Here is a 19,041-nt window from a genome sequence, read left to right as displayed (position 1 = left end):
ATTCCTCGTTCCTTGACGCGACGTGCCGACCCTGGATTCGTGAGAACATCGGCCGACGTTACGCCCGGGCGCGTAACGGACCATCATCCGTTATTGGAAGGAATATTTCTGTCACGATCTGGTCACGGATCCTCGGTCGTTCCCGAAAATCTGTGACGCGGTTGTCCGGTCGCGCGATCTTCTGGACGTGATCGAATCTCTTCCGCTGTCCGGGCCCAGCGGCTGTCCCGCGCTCGGATTCGACTTCACCGCTGTCGAAATTCGGACGACAGGTCTGCGTCCGGGGCACATCGTGGAACTCGCCGCGGTGCGTGTCCGGTCGGACGGTGCTGTCGCCGGAGAGTTCACGACGCTGGTCGATCCCGGTCGTGCGGTGTCGCCGGGGTCGGCTTTCGTGCACGGCATCACGCGGGAGGAACTCACCGGCGCGCCGCCGTTCGGTGCGGTCCTCGGGCCGCTGCTGGATCTGTGTGCCGGCAGCGTGGTTGTGGCGCACAACCTGCCCTTTGTGGCGAGCTTCCTCAACGCGGAAGCCGCCCGCCTCGGAGTTCGGGTCCCGGCTTCGCCCGGCGCGTGCACGCTCGCCGCGGCACAGGCCGTCATCGCCTTGCCGAACTACCGGCTCGCTACGGTGGCCCACGCCTTCGGTGTACCGGGCACACCAGCGCAGCCGGCGCTGACCGGCGCGCGTACCGCCGCGCAGCTGGCGGTCACGCTTTTCGGTCGGCATGGCCTGACGTTTGCGGTGAGGCCCGCGTTCCCGACACTGCCGAGGTATGCGGCTTCCGCCGGCCTCCGGTCGCGCCCGAGCGAGCCGTCGGCCGACCTGGGCTGGATGTCCGGCGTGGTCGAGCGGATCACGATCGGCGCGTCCGCCGGAGATCCGGTGACCGCGTACGCCTACTTGGATCTGCTCGCCGGAGCCGTTGCCGATGCGCACCTGACGCACGACGAGGTATGGGCACTGGCCGCTCTGGCGACCGAGGCGGGGCTTCCCGATGCGCAGGTACGCGCAGCTCACGAGCAGTTCGTGGCCGCACTGCGTGAGGTCGCCGAGGGGGACGGGGTCGTGACTACCGCCGAAGCTCGTGAACTCCACCAGGTGGCGACCGCGCTCGGTGTGGCCGAGCTCGTCTCGGACCTGCGGTCCACAGGTGGGGACAGGCCGACGCGGGTCCTTGTGCTCGGTACCACCGTGGCAGCGGACCGGTTTCGCGCTCGTGTGCTCTCGGAAGGCGTGCAGCTCGCCAAGAAGCTGACTTCTACCGTGACGCACCTCGTTCGGGACGACACGGTTTCGGCGCAGGAACCGAGGTTGGCACGAGCGGCAGAGCACGGTGCCATGGTCCTCGCCATCGATACGGCGCCGGTCGCACTGGGCTTCGAGGCTGCGCCGAGCGTTGAACGCTCCGTCGAACGCCCACCGGTGACGCGGCCGGTCGTCACTCCTGCTGTTCCTCGTCCTGCGGCGCCGCTGCCCAGGCCATCGCCGCAGTCGGCCGTCGTTGCACCGGCACGCACGCCGAAGGTGCTCGGCGGCCGGATCCTGATGGCTGTCGGCCTGCTGCTGATGTTCATCGTCGTGCTCGCGATGTTCGGCGGCACCCCGCTGGCGGCGGGGATCTTCCTGGCGGTCCTGGGCGTCGGCGCGCTGCTCGGCGGGTGGTGGCTCGCCGAGCCGGCGCCGCGGTGACCGGGGTTTCGGTACCGTCGGACCGGTGCCGAGACTGATCCACTTGAACGGGCCGTCCGGGATCGGGAAGTCGACGATCGCGCGGACCTACGCCGAGCGGCATCCGGGGGTGCTCAACCTCGACACCGACCGGGTCGTCTGTCTCATCGGCGGCTGGCGGGACACCTTCTTCCAGACCTTCAAAGCCGCCCAGCTGCTCACCCTCGCCATGGCCGAGACGCACCTGCGGAGCGGGCACGACGTCGTCATGCCGCAGCTCGCCACCCGCGTGGTCGACATCCAGGCCTTCGAAGACGCCGCGAAACGCTGCGACGCCGAGTACCGGGAAATCCTGCTGACCGCGGGCAAGTCCGTCGCCGCAGCCCGGTTCGCCGATCGCGCCGCGGACGGTGACGCCGTCACCAAGGGGATCGACCACGTCCTCAACGAACGCGGCGGCACTGCCGTGGTCGAGCGGATCCACGACCAGCTCACCGCCTACCTCCCGCAGCGGCCGGACTGCGTCGTCGTGCCGACCGACAGGCGCGCACCCGGCCAGACCTACGCGGACGTCGTCGCGCTGCTCGACGGGGTTCGGAGCGCCTGACCGGCGTGCGGTTCACTGGACGCATGACCGTGATTCCGGAACTCGCGATGCGCCAGATCGAACGGTGGTGCGCCCAGCGGGTTCCCGAGGACCTCAAGGACCGTCTGCGGGTCGAGTGCCGGACGCTCGGCCGGACGGTCGCGATCGTCGAGTGGCGGGCCGGCGATCCGGAGTGGACCGAACGGGAGATCGCCCGGCTGCACCTCGACGAGTTCGGGATCTGGTCGATGCTGCGGTCCGATGGCGACGGCGGGTGGCTGGCCGATCCGGACGGGCCCGTCGCCAGCACGCCGCCGCCGTTGCTGGCCGAGATCTGAGTCAGCCCGGCGGCGGGAACCGGACCTCGTTGCGGTCGATCTTCGCGTGGGCCGCGGCCGTCAGGTCCACGCCCAGGCGGTCCGCCAGCTGGAGCAGGTACAGGGTGACGTCCGCGATCTCGTCCAGGACGTTCGCTTCGAGCGCCGGATCCTCACGCCACGCGTCCGACTCCTCCGGCGTCAGCCACTGGAACAGCGAGGTCAGCTCGCCGACCTCGCCGGACAACGCCATCACGAGGTTCTTCGGGGTGTGGTACGGCTCCCAGGCGCGGGCCGCCGCGAAGCCGCGGAGGCGCTGGGTCACGTCGTCGAAGGTCACCCGGTGATTGTCCTCGGTGGTCACGGTGCGCTAACGCCCGTATGGCGGACTGCCGTTGACCGGTGAATCTCTCACTCAATAGGTTGAACTTCGTCGGGATGCTTGCGGGGCTTGAAGCACGGAAAGGAACGTCTTGAAGTACCTGCGATCCGTCCGCGGCCGCATGCTGTGCATCGCGTTCGTGCCCGGCGGTGCGCTCGTCGTCGTGGCTCTCGTGATCGCTTTCTTGCTGGTCCACCAAGCGAACCGGACGCGCGACGGCGCCATGGACATGGCGGAGGCCGCAGGCCGGACCGCGCGCGCCGTGGTCGACCTGCAGGGCCAGCGCAGCGAAGCGATGTCGGCGCCCGACCAACGGACCGCCGCGTACGCGAATTTCACCCAGCGGATCGACACCGCCATCGCCGGCTTGCGCGAGTACGCCCGCCACGCGCCCGACGCCGAATCCGCGTACCAGCAGACCACCGCCGTCGAGCTGCTTTCCGTCGCCGAAGGCATGGATCGCTCCGATTCCCTCGCCCTGGCGGGGATCGACGGCGTCACGCGGCGGCCGTTCACCGAGGCCGTGGCCGCCTACCGGGCCGAACTGGACCGGATCGCCCCGCAGCTCACCGAAAGTGGCCGTATCGCGTACGAGTCGCTCACCCGCAGCGCCGATTGGAGCAGGCTCGCCGCCGCCGAGGACGCTTTCGCGGCCGCCGAACCCCTACCCATCCCCGAGTCCACGTGGCGCAGCGCCGCCTACACCGTCTCCCAGCAGCTCGGTCTCCTGTATTCGCAACAGAGCCAGTACGCCGTGCAGCTCACCCTCGACGACGGTCGCCGCACGCTCGCCGCCGCGATCGCCGCGAGCGCGGCCCTGCTGTTGGGCGCCGCACTCCTGCTCGTCGTCGTGCGCCGGCTCGTCGCGCGGGTGCCGGTGCCGGTCGTGCCGATCATGGTGCCGACGATGCAGGCCGCGATCCCGCGACCCCGGCACGCACGGTCACGACGGCCGCGCGTCCCGGAACCCTGGCCGATGAAAGCCGTGCTCGACGACTTGCGACGCCGATGAAGTCCTCACGCAAAGTCACGGATTACGCCGAAAAGAGCACGCGGTTGGCCCACACGCGTACTGGCCGAGCTGGGGCAGACTGGTCCGCGTGAGTCCCCACTCGGATCTTCGCCCCTTCCTGCGCACTTTGGACGCGGAGACGCTGGCGGACCTGGTGCACGCCCAGGCCGAGCGTGACCCTGAGTTGCGGCATTCACTCGAACTGCGTGCCGCCACCCAATCCGGTGACGTCAGTGAGGCGCACCGGCTGCTCGACACGGCGGTGACCGACGGGAACGGCGAGTACACCGCGAAGGTCGGGGCGGTCCTCGACACGCTGCAGCGGATGCTCGACGCCGGCAGCCGCGCCGACCTGGCCCCGCTGGCCCGCCGCACGGTCGACGACATCAGCGAGGTGCTCGAACTTTCCGGCGACCACGCCGGCGACCTCGGCGACCGGCTGGACCGCGCCGTGGAGCTGTACGCCCGCGCGTGCGCCGCCCGGCCGCCGGACCCGGAGAAGCTGGCCGACTGGATCCTCGAAGTGGAATTCGACGGCCCGGGCCGCCCGTCGATCGACCTCGCCGACTTCGCGACGGCGCTGGGCGAACCCGGCCTGCGCCGGATCAAGTCCACTGTGGACGACGTGCTGACGGCGAGCGGGCCGGGGCACCGCCGCGACGTGGCCGAACGGCTGCGGGAACAGCTGGCCGAGGTCCTCGGCGACGTCGACGAGCTGGTCGCGATCCTGTCCGCCAAGCCGCCGCGGCGCGACGTCAGCCTCAAGATCGTCCGGGTGCTGCGGGCCGCCGGGCGGCACAGCGAGGCCATCGCGCACGCCGCCCGCGCGCTCACCCACGACAAGAACCCGAAGCCGCCCGAACCCGAAGACGAAACCTCGCGCCGCCGCAAGGACTTCGACGCGCACCCGGACCGTGAGACGTTCGCCGCACTGCGTGAAGCCGCGACGGCCGACGGGAAGTGGACGACGCAGCGCCGGGCCGCGCTGGCCCGCCTGCGCGAGCTGGCGGCCGAGGACGCCGGGCACGCCGACGAGCTGGCCCGCGTCCTGCTCGACGACGGCCGTCCCGACGAGGCCTGGCGCGCGTGCGTGCGGTTCGGGGCGTCGCCGGAGCTGAAGCTCGAACTGGCCGAACAGCGCGCCGCGGAGCACCCGGCCGAGACGATCCCGGTCTTCCGCGAGCACGTCGACGAGCTCATCGAGCGCAAGGACCCGCAGGCCTACCGCGAAGCCGCGCGTCGCCTGAAGCTGTTGCGCACCTTGCACAAGCGTGCCGGAACCCCGGACGAATTCACCGCTTACCTCGGCGCCCTGGTGGAAACCCACCGCCGGAAAACCCGGCTGGTCACGGAAATCCGCGCCGCGCGCATTGCTTTGCCGAAAGCCGTAACTTCGCCGCGCGCACCTCGTTGACCGGGGTGAACCGGTGTTTCACGTGCACCGGGACATCGAAGTTCCGCCAAGGCGGTTGCCCGCTCTGGCCAGCGATGTCGCGGTGGCCCTGTTCCGCCGTCCGGCTCGGCGCCTCCCCGTCGAGCACGCGGCGGGACCCGCGCCAGGGCCACCGCGACCAGCTCTGAGACATCCGGGGCTTCGCCCCGGGCCGGGGGCTCCGCCACCCGGAGCCCCCGAAAGCGCGCGTGAAAGCATGGGGCCATGAGCCCGGTGAGTCGCGCCCGCAAGAAGGCACCGCAGCCCGTCACCCACAGCGTGACCGGCTTGTTCAAGGACATCCTGAACGACTTTTCGGCGCTGGGCGCCGACCCCGCGCCGGTGGACGTCGAGCTGCTCGCCTCCGAGGTCCTCGGCCAGTTCCACGACGTGCCGCTCGAAGACGGCGACGAGCCGCTCGGCCTCGAGCTGATCGCCTTCGCGCAGCGCAAGATCACTCCCGGCGCCGCCGCGCTGCTGGCCGCGCTGAAGGTCGTCGCGGAGACCGACGTCGAGCGCAAGGCCGCCGAAGACGGGCTGCAGGTCGTCCTCGGCCGTGGCATCCCCGCGCCGGCCTGGGCCGCGGATCTGGGCCAGGTCACCGCCGGCGAGTGCTGGCGGACCGGCGATGTCTACGGCGACGAATCCTCCCTGCTCTGCACCTTCACCCACGGCGACCAGGCGCACGGCCTGCTCGCGCTGCTCGACTTCACCGAGGGCGGCCGGGTGCGGGACCTCGTCGTGATCGAGCAGCCCGGAGAGGTCCTCGCCGAGATGCGGGCACAGGCCGACGCCGACCCGGAGCTGGTCGTGCTGGAGGCCGTCGCCCCCGCCGAGGCCCACCGCCTGCTCTCGGACGGCCTCGCCGTGACCGACCACCTCGACGAGGCCGACGTCAGCGAGGACTACGCCCGCTTCCACGCGGTCGCGCTGACGTGGTCGCGCGCGCTGCCGGAGCCCGCGCTCGTCCCCGAGGTCGCCGAGTGGTCCGAGACCGAGCGGGCCGCCGTCGTCGAGCAGTTCGTCGCGGCGAGCGGGGAAGACGCCGACGCCGCCCGCGCGATCGGGCGCCTGCTGCTGGAGCACGGCCTGGTGACCGACCCCGCGAACCCGTTGCGCGTCGGCCCGGAGAAGATCGCGCGGTTCCTCGAAGGGCTGCTCGGCGAGGAGTTCGAGCTCGACGCCGAGCACGAAGAGGCCGTGGAGCCGGTCGTGCTGGCCTGGGTGCAGTGGACGGCGGAGCGGGCCGGGCTGACCGAGACCGCGATCGCCGCCCTCGACGAGGCCGTCGCCGACTACCTGAGCGAGTACGCCGACGAGGACGACTCCCCGCTGGAGCGCTACTTCGGCGACGTCGGCGACCTGTCACCGACCGAGCTGGCGGACGCGCTGGAACGCCGGATGTTCGCGGTGCCGTCGCTGACCACGGAGATCGAGGACGAAGAGGTCGACCTCGACCCCACCGACCCCGAACAGCGCCGGGCGCTGGTCATCGCCGAGGCCGACGAGGACGAGGAAGAGCAGCGGCTGGTGCTGCGCGCGACGATCGTCGACCAGCTGTGGGACGACGAGCCCGCCGAAGCCTGGCAGGCCGTGCAGCGCCTGCAGGAAGGCGAACTCGACCGCGACGAGGTCTTCGAGCAGCTGATCGACGCGCTGGAAGGCAGTCTGCTGGACTCCGAAACGCTCGAATACGACGCCGACGGCTATCTCGAGGCGCTCGCCGAGCTGGGCTGAATCAGGGGAGCGGGCCCGCCGGTTCGATCGGCTTGGTCTTGCGACGGCGCTCCTGCAGCCTGTCGTCGAAGTCCACGACGAACGTTCCGGCGGCCATCGCGACGAGCAGGGCCAGACCGAGCACCGCACCGACCCACGTGAGGATCATCGTGAACATCGTGGGCCTCCTCCCCAGCTCAGAGTCGTTTTCCTGACTCCTTCAGGGTCGCTTTCGCAGGGGGCGCCCGGTATCGGCCAACCGGTTACGGCTGAACGCCGCACCTCGGCCGATCGGCCGGGATCCGAACGCGGAAAGTCGCGTGTTGCGACGATGGGTGGCCGGATGTTCGCCCAGCGTGGGAATCGTCGGCATGTGGGTGACGGGCCGAGTCACCGGTCCGACGTATCAGAGCTTGCGCAGGCGGACCCGGTTGATGGTGTGGTCGGCATCCTTGCGCAGGACCAGGGTGGCCCGCGGGCGGGTCGGCTTGATGTTCTCCATCAGGTTCGGCTCGTTGATCGAGTGCCACAGGTGCCGCGCTTCGGCGCGGGCCTCGTCGTCGGGCAGGCCGGCGAAGTGGTGGAAGTGCGAGGCCGGGTCGGCGAACGCCGTGTGCCGCAGTTCCAGGAAGCGCTCGATGTACCAGCGCTGGATGTCGTCGGTGTGCGCGTCGACGTAGATCGAGAAGTCGAAGAGGTCGGACACCATCAGCCGCGGGCCCGGCTGCAGCACGTTCAGGCCCTCGACGATGAGGATGTCCGGCTGCTGCACCACCTGCTCCTGGCCGGGCAGGATGTCGTAGGCCAGGTGCGAGTACACCGGCGCGGCGACGCGCTCGGCGCCCGACTTGACCTCGGTGACGAACCGCAGCAGCGCGCGGCGGTCGTAGCTCTCCGGGAAGCCCTTGCGGTGCATGATCCCGCGCCGCATCAGCTCGGCGCGCGGGTACAGGAACCCGTCGGTGGTGACCAGGTCGACGCGGGGGTGGTCCGGCCAGCGGGCGAGCAGCGTGCGCAGGATGCGGGCGGTGGTCGACTTGCCGACCGCCACGCTCCCGGCGATGCCGATCACGTAGGGGACCTTCGTGCCGCGGGAGTCGTCCCCGAGGAACGTCGTGGTGGCTTCGTAGAGCCGCTGGCGCGCGGCGACCTGCAGGTTGATCAGGCGGGAGAGCGGGAGGTAGACGTCGGCCACCTCGGCCAGGTCGACCTGCTCACCGAGGCCCCGCAGGCGCAGCAGCTCCTCCGCCGTCAACGGCAACGGCGTCGAACTTCGCAGTTCTTTCCATTGTTCCCGGTGCAGCTCGACATACGGGCTGAGTTCGCGGACCCGGGTCATCGCACACTCCTCCGGCCGTCGCCTGCACTGGCGGACGTTCACCTGCGCGATCAACGGTAGGGCTTACGGCCGGTGAACGCGCTGTGATGTAGTCCACGCCGGGTTCGGGTTGATCACCGCGAGTTACGGAAAACCTCGTCCCACGCCGCCGCGACCTGACGCGCGCACGTCGCGGGGTCGACGCCGCCGACGCCGGTGCCGAGCCCGGGCATCGCGATCGTGTCGACGAACTCCCGCACCGGGCCGTGGTCGAGCCGGCCGTCGCGCCACTGCAGGAACACCGCGCGCGCCGCGAGGTACGGGTGCACGGTGTCGGCGGGCAGCCGCTCGCCCGGTTCGCGCATGGTCGGCGCGCTGATCAGCCACGCCGGTTCGGCCTCGCCGGTCGGGACGATCACGGCGTCCCCGATGGGCAGTTCACCGCCGTGAAAGGCCAAAACGGCACTTCGGACGCTCTGCTCGACCCCGGGGAACGCCCGCGCGTAGACGGCGTCGATACCCCCGCGCATCCAGCCGAAGGAGTTGGCCGGGCTGACCACGGCCTGGGCGACGACGTCGAGGACCGACCCGCGGTGCACCCGGACCCGGCCGGCTGCCCTTTGGGCGGTGACGGTCCAGGCGGTGGCGAGTGGTTCATCGACGGCGCACAGCACCAGCTCCGGTGTGCGAGGGGAGACCGGCGGGTGCGTGCCCTCACGGCCGGTGTGCGTGCCCGAGTCGGCGGTCACATCCCTAGCATCGCAAAAAATGCCACCCGGCGTAACCGGTTCTGGTACCGGCTGTCCGAGTGAAAGTCGCCACGGTGCGGCCCCGTAGCCTGGGGTTGTGTCACGGATCGCATACTTCGGCCCCCAGGGGACCTTCACCGAACAGGCCGCGCGAGCCCTCGCGGGCGGCGAAGAACTGATTCCGGTCGAGACCGTCCGGCTGGCGATGACGGCCGTCCGCGAGGGCGAGGCGGACGCCGCGTGCGTCCCCATCGAGAACTCGGTCGAGGGCGTGGTGCCCGCCACCCTCGACGCGCTCAGCGAGTCGACCCCGCTGGTCGCCGTGGCCGAACACATCCTGCCGGTCCACTTCAGCGTGCTCGCGCGGCGCGGCGGCGGGGACATCAAGACCGTCGCCAGCCACCCGCACGCGCTCGCCCAGGTCCGCGAGTGGCTGGAGGCGAACCTGCCGGACGCGCGCCCGGTGGCGTCGTCGTCGACGTCGGCGGCCGCGGTCGGCGTGCTGGACGGTCAGTTCGACGCCGCCGTCTGCGCGCCGGTCGCCGTCGAGCACTACGACCTCGAGGTGCTGGCGACCGAGGTGGCCGACGTCAGCGACGCCGTGACGCGGTTCCTGCTGGTCCGCCCGCCGGGCGAGCTGCCGGAGCCGACGGGTGCCGACCGGACGTCCGTGGTCGCCGCGGCCGTGAACCGCACCGGCACGCTCGCCGAGCTGCTCACCGCGCTGGCCGACCGCGGGATCAACCTGACCCGGCTCGACGCCCGCCCGACCCGCAACAACTTCGGCGAGTACCGCTTCTTCATGGACTTCGAGGGCCACGTGGCCGAGCCGCGGATCCTCGACGCGCTGACGGCGCTGCGCCGGCTCTGCCGCAACCTGCGGTTCCTCGGCTCGCACCCGCGCGCCGACGGGACGCGCTCCACGATCGAGCCCGGGGCCGGCAACGACGACTTCGTCGACGCGGCCATGTGGGCCGACGCGGTCCGCAAGGGGGACCTGGCGTGAGGCTGCTGCTCATCCGCCACGGTCAGACCGACGGGAACGTCCGCGGCGCGCTCGACACCGCCCTGCCCGGCCCGCCGCTGACCGAGCTCGGCCGCACCCAGGCCGACGACCTCGCGGCGCGGCTCGCGGGGGAGCCGATCGCCGCGGTCTACGCGTCGCAGGCGACCCGCGCCCAGCAGACGGCGGCGCCGCTGGCCGCGCGGTTCTCGCTGGACGTCCAGGTCGTCGACGGCGTCCACGAGGTCGTCGCGGGTGACCTCGAAGGGGCGACCGACCACGAGTCGATCCGGACCTACATGGAGACGGTGCGGCGGTGGACGCTCGGCGAGCTGACGCCGTCGCTGCCCGGCGGCGAAAGCGGCACGAGCGTGCGCACCCGCATGCTCGACGCGGTCGGCCGGCTGCGCGCCAAGCACGAGCAGGCCGACCCGGACAGCGTGATCGCGCTGGTCAGCCACGGTGGTGCGATCCGGCTGTCCGCCGAGTGGCTGGCGCCGAACGTCCACGCGGACGTCGCCAACGCGGCGCTGATCCCGAACACCGGCCTGGTGGAGCTGGACGCCCGTCCGGACGGCGAGTGGCACTGCCTGACCTGGGTCGACACGCCGCTCTGATCGTCACGAAAGTGTGATCCCGTCACGTTTAAGACACGTTTGGTGGGGAATTAACGGGCTGAACCAACCTGCTCCAGCTCCGTACGTCTACCCAGTAGCACCACACCAGGGAGGCGATTGACATGGTTCGGACGAAGCTTTCACGGTTGTTCCCCGTCGTCGCGGCTTCGGCGGGCGTTCTCGCGCTCTCCGCCTGCGGAAGTGGCGGAACCACGCCCGCGGCGAGCAGCTCGACGCCGTCGACCTCGGCCTCACCCACCTCGACCACGGCCACCACCGCCGCGTCCAGCCCGAGCAGCTCGACGCCGGCCTCGTCGCCGCCCGCCCAGCCGGTGGACAACGGTCTCTGCAAGGCCGGCGACGTCGCGCTGTCGCTCGGCCAGGGCGACGCCGGCGCGGGTTCGGTGTACCGGCCGCTGCTCATCAAGAACACCAGCGCGAAGCCGTGCGAGATCCAGGGCTTCCCCGGGGTCTCCTACGTGGCGGGCAACGACGGGCACCAGGTCGGCAAGGACGCGTTCCGCGAAGGCACCAAGGGCAACGCGGTGAAGCTGAACCCGGGCCAGAGCGCGGTCGCCGACATCCAGTTCGTCAACGTCCGGAACTTCGACCCGGGCACCTGCCAGCCGACTTCGGTGAAGGGCCTGCGCATCTACCTGCCGCAGGAGACGGCGTCGAACTTCGTGCCGTCCGACGGCACCGCCTGCGCCGGCACGAAGATCCCCGGCAACCAGCTCGCGGTGAAGACGGTCCACCCGTCCTGATCAGATCCGGGCGCAGATCTCCTGCGCCTGGACCAGGTGCCGCTGGCCGGAGATGTCGTTGAAGTGCAGGCTGAGCACCATGCGGCTGACGCCGTCGATGTGGTCGGCCAGCGGCTGGTAGGTCGCGTTGACCTGGGCGGCGGCCGCGGACAGCTCGCGTGCCGCCGTGATCCGGTGCAGCCGTTCGGGCGTGAGACCGGGCGTCAGCGACGGCTGCGCGTCCCGGCTCGTGTCCGGCAGCTCGCCGACGCGGTCGAGGGCCTGGCACGCGGCCAGCGCGTCGTCGAGCGCGCCCGCGTGCACCCCGGACAGGCCCCAGAGCAGCCCGAGCACGCCACCGCCGAGCACGAACCCGGCGACCGCGCACAGCACGAGCATCCGGCGTGACTGCGGCGGTGTCGCCTTGACCTCCTCGGACTCGCCCGGAGGCTCGTCGAAGTCGGGTCCGGCATCGGTGCCGGTACCGGGGTCCACGGTGCGCATAGCCGCCTCCCACCACCTGGGTGATGAGACATTTCAGCTCACAAACCCGGTTCCTGGTGCTCTAGCGGCGCGGCTGAGTCCGATTTGTCATCGAGCGGGAAGCGCCGCAGTGCGCCGGAAGCGAACGCGGCGATCACCAGCATCGCCAGCCCGGACACGGCGAACGTGCGTGCCGCGCTGCCGAGCGCTTCGGTCAGCACCCCGCCGAGCAGGGCACCGAGCGGGATCGCGCCCCAGACGACCGTGCGCCAGACCCCGAGCACCCGGCCGAGCAGCTCGCCGGGCACCAGCGTGTGCCGCGCGGTGGCGAGCACGACGTTGACCGCGACCACCGCGGCCGCGAACAGGCCGAACAGCGCCGCGCCCGCGACCGGCGAGCGCACCAGGCCCATCCCGCCGAACCCGGCGCCGCAGCAGAGGGCCCCGCCGACCACGACCGCGCGGCGGCCGGCCGCGCGCACGAGCCGCGCTGCGACGCCCGCGCCGAGGAGCCCGCCGATGCCCCCGACGAACGCGAAGAACCCGAAGGCCGCGTCGGACAGGTGGAGGTCGTCGAGCGCGTAGAGCACCAGCTGCGCCTGCGCGAGCTCGCTGACCAGGCTGAGCAGCCCGGCGACGACGACCAGGCGCATGAGCAGCGCGTTCCCGCGCAGCCAGCGCAGGCCGTCGGCCAGTTCGGTGCGCAGTCGCGTGGGCGGGTGCACCTCGGCCTGTCCGCGGTAGGTGCCGGCGAGCCCGAGCAGCACCGCGGCCGCGATCGCGAAGCCCGCGGAATTCAGGACGAAGGGGAACGCGGCGAAGAGCGCGAACGTCATGCTGCCGATCGGGCCGCCGAGGAACGTCTGGCCGACGATCTCGCACGCCTGAAGCTTGCTGTTGGCGGCGTCGAGCGAGCCGTCGCCGACGACCGCCGGGATCAGGGCGTTGGCCGCGCTGTCCGCGACCGTTTCGGCGGTCCCGATGACCAGCGCCGTCAAGTAGACCAGCCAGATCGTCATCCCGCCGGTGGCGACGAGCACCGCGAGGGTGCCGACCGCGACGGCGCGGGCGGTGTTCGCGACGATCATCGCGCGCCGCCGGTCGATCCGGTCGACCAGCGCGCCGGCGACGGCGGCGAACAGCAGCCAGGGCAGGAACTGGGTGGCGGACAGCCCGGCGATGAGCACGGGATCGCGGGTCAGCGTCGTGGCCAGCAGGGGCAGTGCCACCTTGCCGATGCCGTCGCCCAGGTGCGAGGACGCGCTCGACGTCAGCAGCCACGTGAGTCTTCGAGCAGGATTCATCGGGCCCCCCGGCACTCATCGCAGTCACCCCATGACTTCGAGTAACAGGATAAGGGTGAGGTCACCCGGTTGTGGTCACGGTGTCACTACTAGTGCGGGTTCAGCCCCAGCCGAGCTCGTGCAGCCGGGCGTCGTCGATCCCGAAGTGGTGACCCAGCTCGTGCACGACGGTGATGAGGACCTCCTCGACGACCTCGTCCTCGTCTTCGCACATGGCGAGGATCGGCTGCCGGTAGATCGAGATCCGGTCGGGCAGCACCCCGCCGTAGGACGACGTCCGTTCGGTCAGCGCGATCCCGTGGTAGAGCCCGAGGATGTCCGGCGCCTCGTCGTTGAACTCCTCGACCAGCACGACGACGTTGTCCATCGCCTTCGCGAACTCGGGCGGCACCTCGTCCAGGGCCTCCGAGACCAGTTCCTCGAACCGCTCCCGGCCCATCTCGACGGGCATCAGCCGTTCTTCTTCGTCGACGGCGGGGCGGAGCTCGACGTCGTCGGCCCGCCGCCCCCGTCCGAAGGCGGGCCACCGTCCTGCGGCTGGCCGCCGTCGGGCCCCGCCGGGGCGGCCTTGATGCTGCCGGTGACCGCCTGCAGGCCGCTCTTGTCCGGCAGGAGCGCCGCGACCTTGCAGTTGACCTTGGTCGAACCGGCGTCCCAGCTCTCCTGCTCCCGCAGGTCCCAGGTCAGGATCAGTTTCTTCGCGTCGAGGTCGGCACCGCCCGTGTAGTCCGCTGCCTGCTTGGTGCACTCGGTGTCGAGCCAGGCCTTCTGGTCGTCCTGCTTCGGGTAGGTGTCCTTGAACTTCGTCTTGAGGTCGAGGGTCGCGATGATCTCGTAGGAGTGCGGCTTCGCGCAGTCGACCGGGTCGCCGACGCCCTTGCCCTGCAGCGCGAGGCAGGTGCCCGGCTCGAAGACGAGCGACTGGTCCTGCGCCTTCGCCGGCCCGGTCGTCGGCAGCAGCTTGCCGCCGGGGCCGGCCCACTGCAGGCCGCACCGCAGCTGGCGGTCGCCGTCGTCCCACTGCGACGGCGTCGGGCGCAGCAGGTTCGTGGTGAGCTTGCCGTAGGGGTCGAGGTTGTGGCCGAGGTACGGCTTCACGTCCGCGGTGCACTTCTGCTGCGCGATCTGCTGCCACTGCTCCAGCGAGGGCACCGGCGCGCCCGCCGGGAACTGGGCGCCGATGTCGACGAGCGTCGTCACCTCGAACAGGTGCGGCTGGGTGCAGGCCACCTTGCGCGCGTCGCTCGCGTCCGGGTTGTCCCAGGTCAGGCAGCTGCCGGGCGGGGAGTGGAAGGCCTCCTCGGCCTCGGCCGAGAGCTTGCCGGCGCCGCCGCCGGCCCCTCCGGCGATGCCGTCGCTCCAGGAGAACACGACGCTGAGGGCGAGCGCGATGAGCGCGCCCGCGAAGATCCCGCCCATCACGACGCGGGTGCGCAGCGTCTGCGTGGCGGTGGGGAACCGATCGGCGCTGGGAGACATCGCAGTCCATGATGCCCGCGCCGCGCGCGACGTGCGCGATCCGGGTGGTTAGGGTGGGTCACGGTTTCGTGGTGGCCGGGATTACGGAGCGCACATGACGCAGGACAGCAACACTGGGGACCAGCCGCCCCCCGAGCCGCCGAAGCGCGGTTCGATGAGATTCCAGGACTCGAACACACAGCCGAAGCAGCCCTCGCTCGCGGAGCAGCGCGCGCGTCAGCAGGCGCTCGCGCAAGAGGAGCGCGACGAGGAACTGGCTCGCCAGGCCGACGCCAAGGCGGCGACCCGGCGCAAGATCCTCATCGGCAGCGGCGTCACGGTCGGCCTCGTCGGGCTCGTCGCGACGTTCTACACGGTCGCCAGGCCGGAAGGCAGCGTCACCGCGGTCTGCACCGACTCGAACGGCGTCGTCCAGAACGACGACTACTGCGACGACACCTACGTCAGCAGTCACGGCGGATACCACAGCGGCGGCTTCCTGTTCCTGCCGATCCCGGGTGGCGGCTACAACAGCTACCGCTACAACTACGGCGGCACCGGCACGATCGGCCAGCACGTCTCCGGCGGCTCGTACGACGCGCCGTCGTCGCGCACCAGCGTCAACACGAAGTCCGGCAAGTCCGTCCAGCGCGGCGGCTTCGGCATCAGCGGGAAGAGCGGCGGCACCGGGGGCACCGGCGGCAGCGGCAAGAGCGGGGGATCGTAGGTGTACCGGGACCGGCGTGAGCCGCGGCGCGACTGGCAGCGGATCGTCGAGGAGCAGGGGCTCGTCTACGGCACGCCGGCCCGCGACAGCAGCGGCCGGGTGCGGCCGTACTGGGACGAGTCGGTGCACTACGTCTTCGACATGGACGAGGTCCTCTCGCTCGAAGCCGACGTCGAGCTGCTCCACTCGATGTGCCTGGAGGCCGTCGACAACGTCGTGACCACCGAGGGCTACCAGCGGTTCGGCATCCCCGAGTGGGTCTGGCCGCACATCGCCGAGTCGTGGAAGCGGCAGGACCCGCACGTCTACGGCCGGTTCGACCTGCGCTACGACGGCAAGTCGCCGGCGAAGCTGCTCGAGTACAACGCGGACACGCCGACCACGCTGCTGGAGGCGTCGCTGCTGCAGTGGCACTGGAAGACCGACGTCTTCCCGGACGACGACCAGTGGAACTCGATCCACGAAAAGCTCGTCGAGCGGTGGACGTTCCTGCAGGACAAGCTGCCGTCGAACGAACTGCACTTCACCTGGTCGGCGGCCGACCCCTCCGGCGAGGACAACGTCACCACGGCGTACCTGCAGGAGACGGCGGCCGAGGCCGGGCTCGACACGGTGGGGCTGGCGATCGAGGAGATCGGCTGGGACCCGGTGCTCAAGCGGTTCGTCGACCTCGAAGAGCAGCAGATGGCGACCGTGCTGAAGCTGTACCCGTGGGAGTGGGTGGTCGACGAGGAGTTCGGCCGCCACGCCGTCGAGTCGCTGCCGCGGACGCTGTGGATCGAGCCGCTCTGGAAGATGATCCTCTCCAACAAGACGCTGCTGGCGATCCTGTGGGAGAACTACCCGGGCCACCCGAACCTGCTGCCCGCGTTCGCCGACGACCCCGGGCTGCTCACCGAGTACGTCCGCAAGCCGAAGCTGGGCCGCGAGGGCGCGAACGTCCAGATCGTCGCGACCGGCTACGAGACCCAGACCGACGGCGTCTACGGCGCCGAAGGCTTCGTCTACCAAGCGTTCGACCCGCTGCCCGAGTTCGACGGCTACCGGCCGGCGCTCGGCGCGTGGATCGTCGGCGACAGCTCAGCCGGCCTCGGCATCCGCGAGACCGGCGGCCTGGTCACCGACGACGGTGCGGCATTCGTCCCACATCGCATCCCCGAGTCGTGATACAACACCGCTGCTGATCAGCTCTTTCCTCCTGGGAGACAATTCGTGAACACGACCCTTGCGCTGTCCGACACGTTCGGCTCCGACCTCGTGCGGGGGATCGGCGCGATCCTGCTCTACGGCGTCATCGGCCTGCTGCTGATGTTCGCCGGCTTCTACGCGATCGACTGGACCACGCCGGGCAAGCTGTCGAAGCTGGTCACGCAGGGCCTGCCGAACGCGGTGATCGTGACCGCGTCCGGGATGCTCTCGATGGCGTTCATCGTCGTCGTGGCGATCTTCAACTCGGCCAGCGACCTCACCGAGGGCCTCATCACCTCGCTGGTCTACGGCCTGCTCGGGATCATCGTCCAGGTGATCGCGGTCCGGCTGCTCGAGTGGGCGACCCGCATCGACGTGGCGTCGACCATCGAGAGCGAGCACTTCGCCCCGGCCAGCATCGTGGTCGCGGCCGCGCACATCGGCCTGGGCCTCGTGGTGGCGGTCGGCATCTCCTGACCCGGACGTCGTGGGCCATCCGGTGGGGATGGCCCACGGGCGTGGCCGCGTTCCTCCGTTCGCACTAGCGTGGGGTTCGTGCGCCTGCTGAGGACACCGGACGACCGGTTCACGGACCTGCCCGACTTTCCCTTCGAGCCGAAGTACGTCGAACTCGACGACCCCCACGGCGGCCGGATCAGAGTCGGCTACGTGGAGGCGGGCCCGGCCGACGGGCAGCCGGTGCTGCTGCTGCACGGCGAGCCCAGCTGGTCTTTCCTCTACCGCAAGATGCTGCCCGTGCTGGCCGCGGCCGGGCTCCGGGCGATCGCGCCCGACCTGGTCGGGTTCGGCCGCTCCGACAAGCCGGGCGACCTGGTGGACCACACGTACGCGCGGCACGTCGAGTGGATGCGCGGCTTCGCGTTCGACGCCCTCGACCTGCACGACGTGACGCTGGTCGGGCAGGACTGGGGCGGCCTGATCGGGCTGCGCCTGGTCGCGGAGAACCCCTCGCGATTCTCGCGGGTCGTGGCGGCCAACACGGGCTTGCCCACGGGAGACATCGACATGCCGGCGGTCTGGCACTCGTTCCGCGAGGCCGTCGAGAAGGCCCCGGTGCTGGACGTCGCGCGGTTCGTCCAGTCGGGCTGCAAGTCTTCCCTCCCGGACGAGGTCCGCGCGGCCTACGACGCGCCGTTCCCCAACGAGATGTACAAGGCGGGCCCCCGGGCGATGCCGTCGCTGGTGCCGTACCGGCCGGACGACCCGGCTTCGGAAGCGAACCGCGCGGCGTGGAAGACGCTGACGGAGCTGGAGATCCCGTTCCTGGTGGCGTTCTCCGACGGCGACCCGATCACCGGCGGCATGGCCCCGATCCTGCGGCGCTCGATGAAGGGGGCGCAGGGGGTGGAGCACCCGGTGATCGCGGACGCCGGGCACTTCCTGCAGGAGGACAAGGGCGAGGAGTTCGCCGAGCACGTGGTGCGCTTCGTGCGCGGCTGACCCGGCTCAGCGCCCCAGTGTCTGGGTGCCGAGGACGGTGGCGAGCTCCAGGCGCTCGGCGTCCTCGGTGCCGGGCTCGGCGGTGTAGACGGAGATGCGCAGGTCGTCCAAGGCGACGAGCAGCGTGTCGCAGTCGAGCGTGATCAGGCCGACCGCCGGGTGGTCGATGGTCTTGCGCCGGGACGGGTCGGCCAGGGGCGGCGGGGCTTCGGAGTCCCACAGCTCGGCGAACCGCGGACTGCCGGCGGCCAGCTCGGCGATCAGGCGCCGCAAAGCGCGGTCGGCCGGGTAGCGCGACATCGTCAGGCGCAGGTCGGCCACGAGCCGGGCCTCGTGCTCGGCCTGTTCCCGCGGGGTGTGCACGACCCGGGAGGGCAGGCGGGTGACGTTGCGCCAGACGGCGTTGCGGTCCAGGCCGCGCCAGGTGCTCGTGTCGCCCATGAGCGCGTGGTACGGCGCGTTGGCCAGCACGAGCGTCCAGCCGGCGTCGTACACGACCACCGGGGTGTGCGACAGCCGGTCGAGCAGCCGCTGCACGCTCGGGGCGACCCGCGACGGCACGACGTCCGGGCCGGGCGCGGCGTGCCCGGCCAGGCGGTAGAGCAGGTCCCGTTCGGCGTCGGCCAGGCGCAGGGCCCGGGCCAGCGACTCCACCACCTGAGCCGACGGCGCGGTGGCGCGGCCCTGCTCGAGCCGGGTCAGGTAGTCGGCCGAGATCCCGGCGAGCGTGGCCAGTTCCTCCCGGCGCAGCCCGCTCGCCCGGCGCCGCCGGCCCACCGGCACCCCGACGGCCTCGGGCGTCACGCGGTCGCGCCAGCGGCGCACCGTCCGGCCGAACTCCCACGCCTCCACGCCGTCCATTCTGGACGAGCC

Annotated in this window: 22 protein-coding genes; 13 read left to right on the top strand and 9 right to left on the bottom strand. The window is 71.1% G+C overall.

The window, feature by feature from the left end:
- Nucleotides 1-187: 187 nt before the first annotated feature.
- The 3 genes from QRX60_RS10575 to QRX60_RS10565 are packed head-to-tail and all read left to right on the top strand — an operon-like array spanning nt 188 to nt 2,596.
- Entirely contained in the window at nt 188-1,693 is a 1,506-nt protein-coding gene (locus tag QRX60_RS10575; protein WP_286000590.1) for a 3'-5' exonuclease, read from the top strand.
- 25 nt (nt 1,694-1,718) lie between these two features.
- The gene (locus QRX60_RS10570) at nt 1,719-2,279 is read left to right on the top strand and encodes an AAA family ATPase (RefSeq protein WP_286000589.1); all 561 of its coding nucleotides are present in this window, start codon (nt 1,719-1,721) and stop codon (nt 2,277-2,279) included.
- A 23-nt stretch (nt 2,280-2,302) separates the two neighbouring features.
- Nucleotides 2,303-2,596: a DUF3024 domain-containing protein gene (locus QRX60_RS10565; RefSeq protein ID WP_286000588.1), complete on the top strand. Its 294-nt coding sequence runs from the start codon at nt 2,303-2,305 to the stop codon at nt 2,594-2,596.
- 1 nt (nt 2,597) lies between these two features.
- Here QRX60_RS10565 and QRX60_RS10560 read toward each other — a convergent pair whose 3' ends face one another.
- Nucleotides 2,598-2,915 carry a nucleotide pyrophosphohydrolase gene (locus QRX60_RS10560; RefSeq protein WP_286000587.1) on the bottom strand — a complete coding sequence of 106 codons (318 nt, stop codon included), beginning with the start codon at nt 2,913-2,915 and terminating at the stop codon, nt 2,598-2,600.
- A gap of 133 nt (nt 2,916-3,048) precedes the next feature.
- Between QRX60_RS10560 and QRX60_RS10555 the strand changes: the two genes are divergently transcribed.
- From QRX60_RS10555 to QRX60_RS10545, 3 genes are all read left to right on the top strand, one after another.
- Complete coding sequence (locus QRX60_RS10555) at nt 3,049-3,969, top strand: nitrate- and nitrite sensing domain-containing protein (protein ID WP_286000586.1); 921 nt, start codon at nt 3,049-3,051, stop codon at nt 3,967-3,969.
- Between the two features lie 88 nt (nt 3,970-4,057).
- On the top strand, nt 4,058-5,383 hold the full coding sequence (locus QRX60_RS10550; protein ID WP_408630223.1) for a hypothetical protein: 1,326 nt from the start codon (nt 4,058-4,060) through the stop codon (nt 5,381-5,383).
- A 243-nt stretch (nt 5,384-5,626) separates the two neighbouring features.
- Nucleotides 5,627-7,138 (top strand): sigma-70 family RNA polymerase sigma factor family protein, encoded by a 1,512-nt coding sequence (locus QRX60_RS10545; RefSeq protein ID WP_286000585.1) that lies wholly within the window; start codon nt 5,627-5,629, stop codon nt 7,136-7,138.
- A 1-nt stretch (nt 7,139) separates the two neighbouring features.
- On the opposite strand, the gene QRX60_RS10540 is transcribed toward QRX60_RS10545, so the two are convergent.
- The 3 genes from QRX60_RS10540 to QRX60_RS10530 all read right to left on the bottom strand — a co-directional run bounded on the left by QRX60_RS10540 (nt 7,140) and on the right by QRX60_RS10530 (nt 9,184).
- Complete coding sequence (locus tag QRX60_RS10540) at nt 7,140-7,295, bottom strand: hypothetical protein (RefSeq protein WP_286000584.1); 156 nt, start codon at nt 7,293-7,295, stop codon at nt 7,140-7,142.
- 228 nt (nt 7,296-7,523) lie between these two features.
- Entirely contained in the window at nt 7,524-8,456 is a 933-nt protein-coding gene (gene coaA / locus QRX60_RS10535) for a type I pantothenate kinase (protein WP_286000583.1), read from the bottom strand.
- Between the two features lie 113 nt (nt 8,457-8,569).
- Nucleotides 8,570-9,184, bottom strand: a complete 615-nt coding sequence (locus tag QRX60_RS10530) for a macro domain-containing protein (protein WP_286000582.1) — start codon at nt 9,182-9,184, stop codon at nt 8,570-8,572.
- Between the two features lie 97 nt (nt 9,185-9,281).
- Here QRX60_RS10530 and pheA point away from each other — a divergent pair, with 97 nt between their 5' ends.
- From pheA to QRX60_RS10515, 3 genes are all read left to right on the top strand, one after another.
- Complete coding sequence (pheA, locus tag QRX60_RS10525; RefSeq protein ID WP_286000581.1) at nt 9,282-10,190, top strand: prephenate dehydratase; 909 nt, start codon at nt 9,282-9,284, stop codon at nt 10,188-10,190.
- Complete coding sequence (locus tag QRX60_RS10520; RefSeq protein ID WP_286000580.1) at nt 10,187-10,804, top strand: histidine phosphatase family protein; 618 nt, start codon at nt 10,187-10,189, stop codon at nt 10,802-10,804. The genes pheA and QRX60_RS10520 overlap by 4 nt, the downstream gene beginning before the upstream one ends.
- Before the next feature lie 122 nt (nt 10,805-10,926).
- Nucleotides 10,927-11,568, top strand: a complete 642-nt coding sequence (locus QRX60_RS10515; protein ID WP_408630222.1) for a DUF4232 domain-containing protein — start codon at nt 10,927-10,929, stop codon at nt 11,566-11,568.
- Here QRX60_RS10515 and QRX60_RS10510 read toward each other — a convergent pair whose 3' ends face one another.
- The 4 genes from QRX60_RS10510 to QRX60_RS10495 all read right to left on the bottom strand — a co-directional run bounded on the left by QRX60_RS10510 (nt 11,569) and on the right by QRX60_RS10495 (nt 14,813).
- Nucleotides 11,569-12,051, bottom strand: a complete 483-nt coding sequence (locus QRX60_RS10510) for a hypothetical protein (protein ID WP_286000579.1) — start codon at nt 12,049-12,051, stop codon at nt 11,569-11,571.
- Between the two features lie 38 nt (nt 12,052-12,089).
- Nucleotides 12,090-13,334: an MFS transporter gene (locus QRX60_RS10505; RefSeq protein ID WP_286000578.1), complete on the bottom strand. Its 1,245-nt coding sequence runs from the start codon at nt 13,332-13,334 to the stop codon at nt 12,090-12,092.
- Between the two features lie 100 nt (nt 13,335-13,434).
- Nucleotides 13,435-13,785 (bottom strand): metallopeptidase family protein, encoded by a 351-nt coding sequence (locus QRX60_RS10500; protein WP_286000577.1) that lies wholly within the window; start codon nt 13,783-13,785, stop codon nt 13,435-13,437.
- Nucleotides 13,785-14,813, bottom strand: coding sequence for a septum formation family protein (locus QRX60_RS10495; protein WP_286000576.1), 1,029 nt, complete (start codon nt 14,811-14,813; stop codon nt 13,785-13,787). Before QRX60_RS10495 ends, QRX60_RS10500 begins: the two co-directional genes overlap by 1 nt.
- 154 nt (nt 14,814-14,967) lie before the next feature.
- Between QRX60_RS10495 and QRX60_RS10490 the strand changes: the two genes are divergently transcribed.
- The 4 genes from QRX60_RS10490 (at nt 14,968) to QRX60_RS10475 (ending at nt 18,168) form a co-directional block, all read left to right on the top strand.
- Complete coding sequence (locus tag QRX60_RS10490; protein WP_286000575.1) at nt 14,968-15,519, top strand: hypothetical protein; 552 nt, start codon at nt 14,968-14,970, stop codon at nt 15,517-15,519.
- The gene (locus QRX60_RS10485) at nt 15,520-16,686 is read left to right on the top strand and encodes a glutathionylspermidine synthase family protein (RefSeq protein ID WP_286000574.1); all 1,167 of its coding nucleotides are present in this window, start codon (nt 15,520-15,522) and stop codon (nt 16,684-16,686) included.
- Nucleotides 16,687-16,731: 45 nt separating this feature from the next.
- A complete protein-coding gene (locus QRX60_RS10480; RefSeq protein WP_286000573.1) occupies nt 16,732-17,184 on the top strand; it encodes a DUF350 domain-containing protein in 453 nt (150 codons plus the stop codon).
- Between the two features lie 69 nt (nt 17,185-17,253).
- A complete protein-coding gene (locus QRX60_RS10475) occupies nt 17,254-18,168 on the top strand; it encodes a haloalkane dehalogenase (protein ID WP_286000572.1) in 915 nt (304 codons plus the stop codon).
- 6 nt (nt 18,169-18,174) lie between these two features.
- Here the strand turns inward: QRX60_RS10475 and QRX60_RS10470 are convergent, their stop codons facing one another.
- Complete coding sequence (locus QRX60_RS10470; protein WP_286000571.1) at nt 18,175-19,029, bottom strand: helix-turn-helix transcriptional regulator; 855 nt, start codon at nt 19,027-19,029, stop codon at nt 18,175-18,177.
- Nucleotides 19,030-19,041 lie beyond the last annotated feature (12 nt).

The organism is Amycolatopsis mongoliensis (genome assembly GCF_030285665.1).
GTDB classification, from domain to species: domain Bacteria; phylum Actinomycetota; class Actinomycetes; order Mycobacteriales; family Pseudonocardiaceae; genus Amycolatopsis; species Amycolatopsis mongoliensis.
Note: the sequence above shows the minus strand (reverse complement) of the source record. Positions and strands in the feature narration are given on the sequence as shown.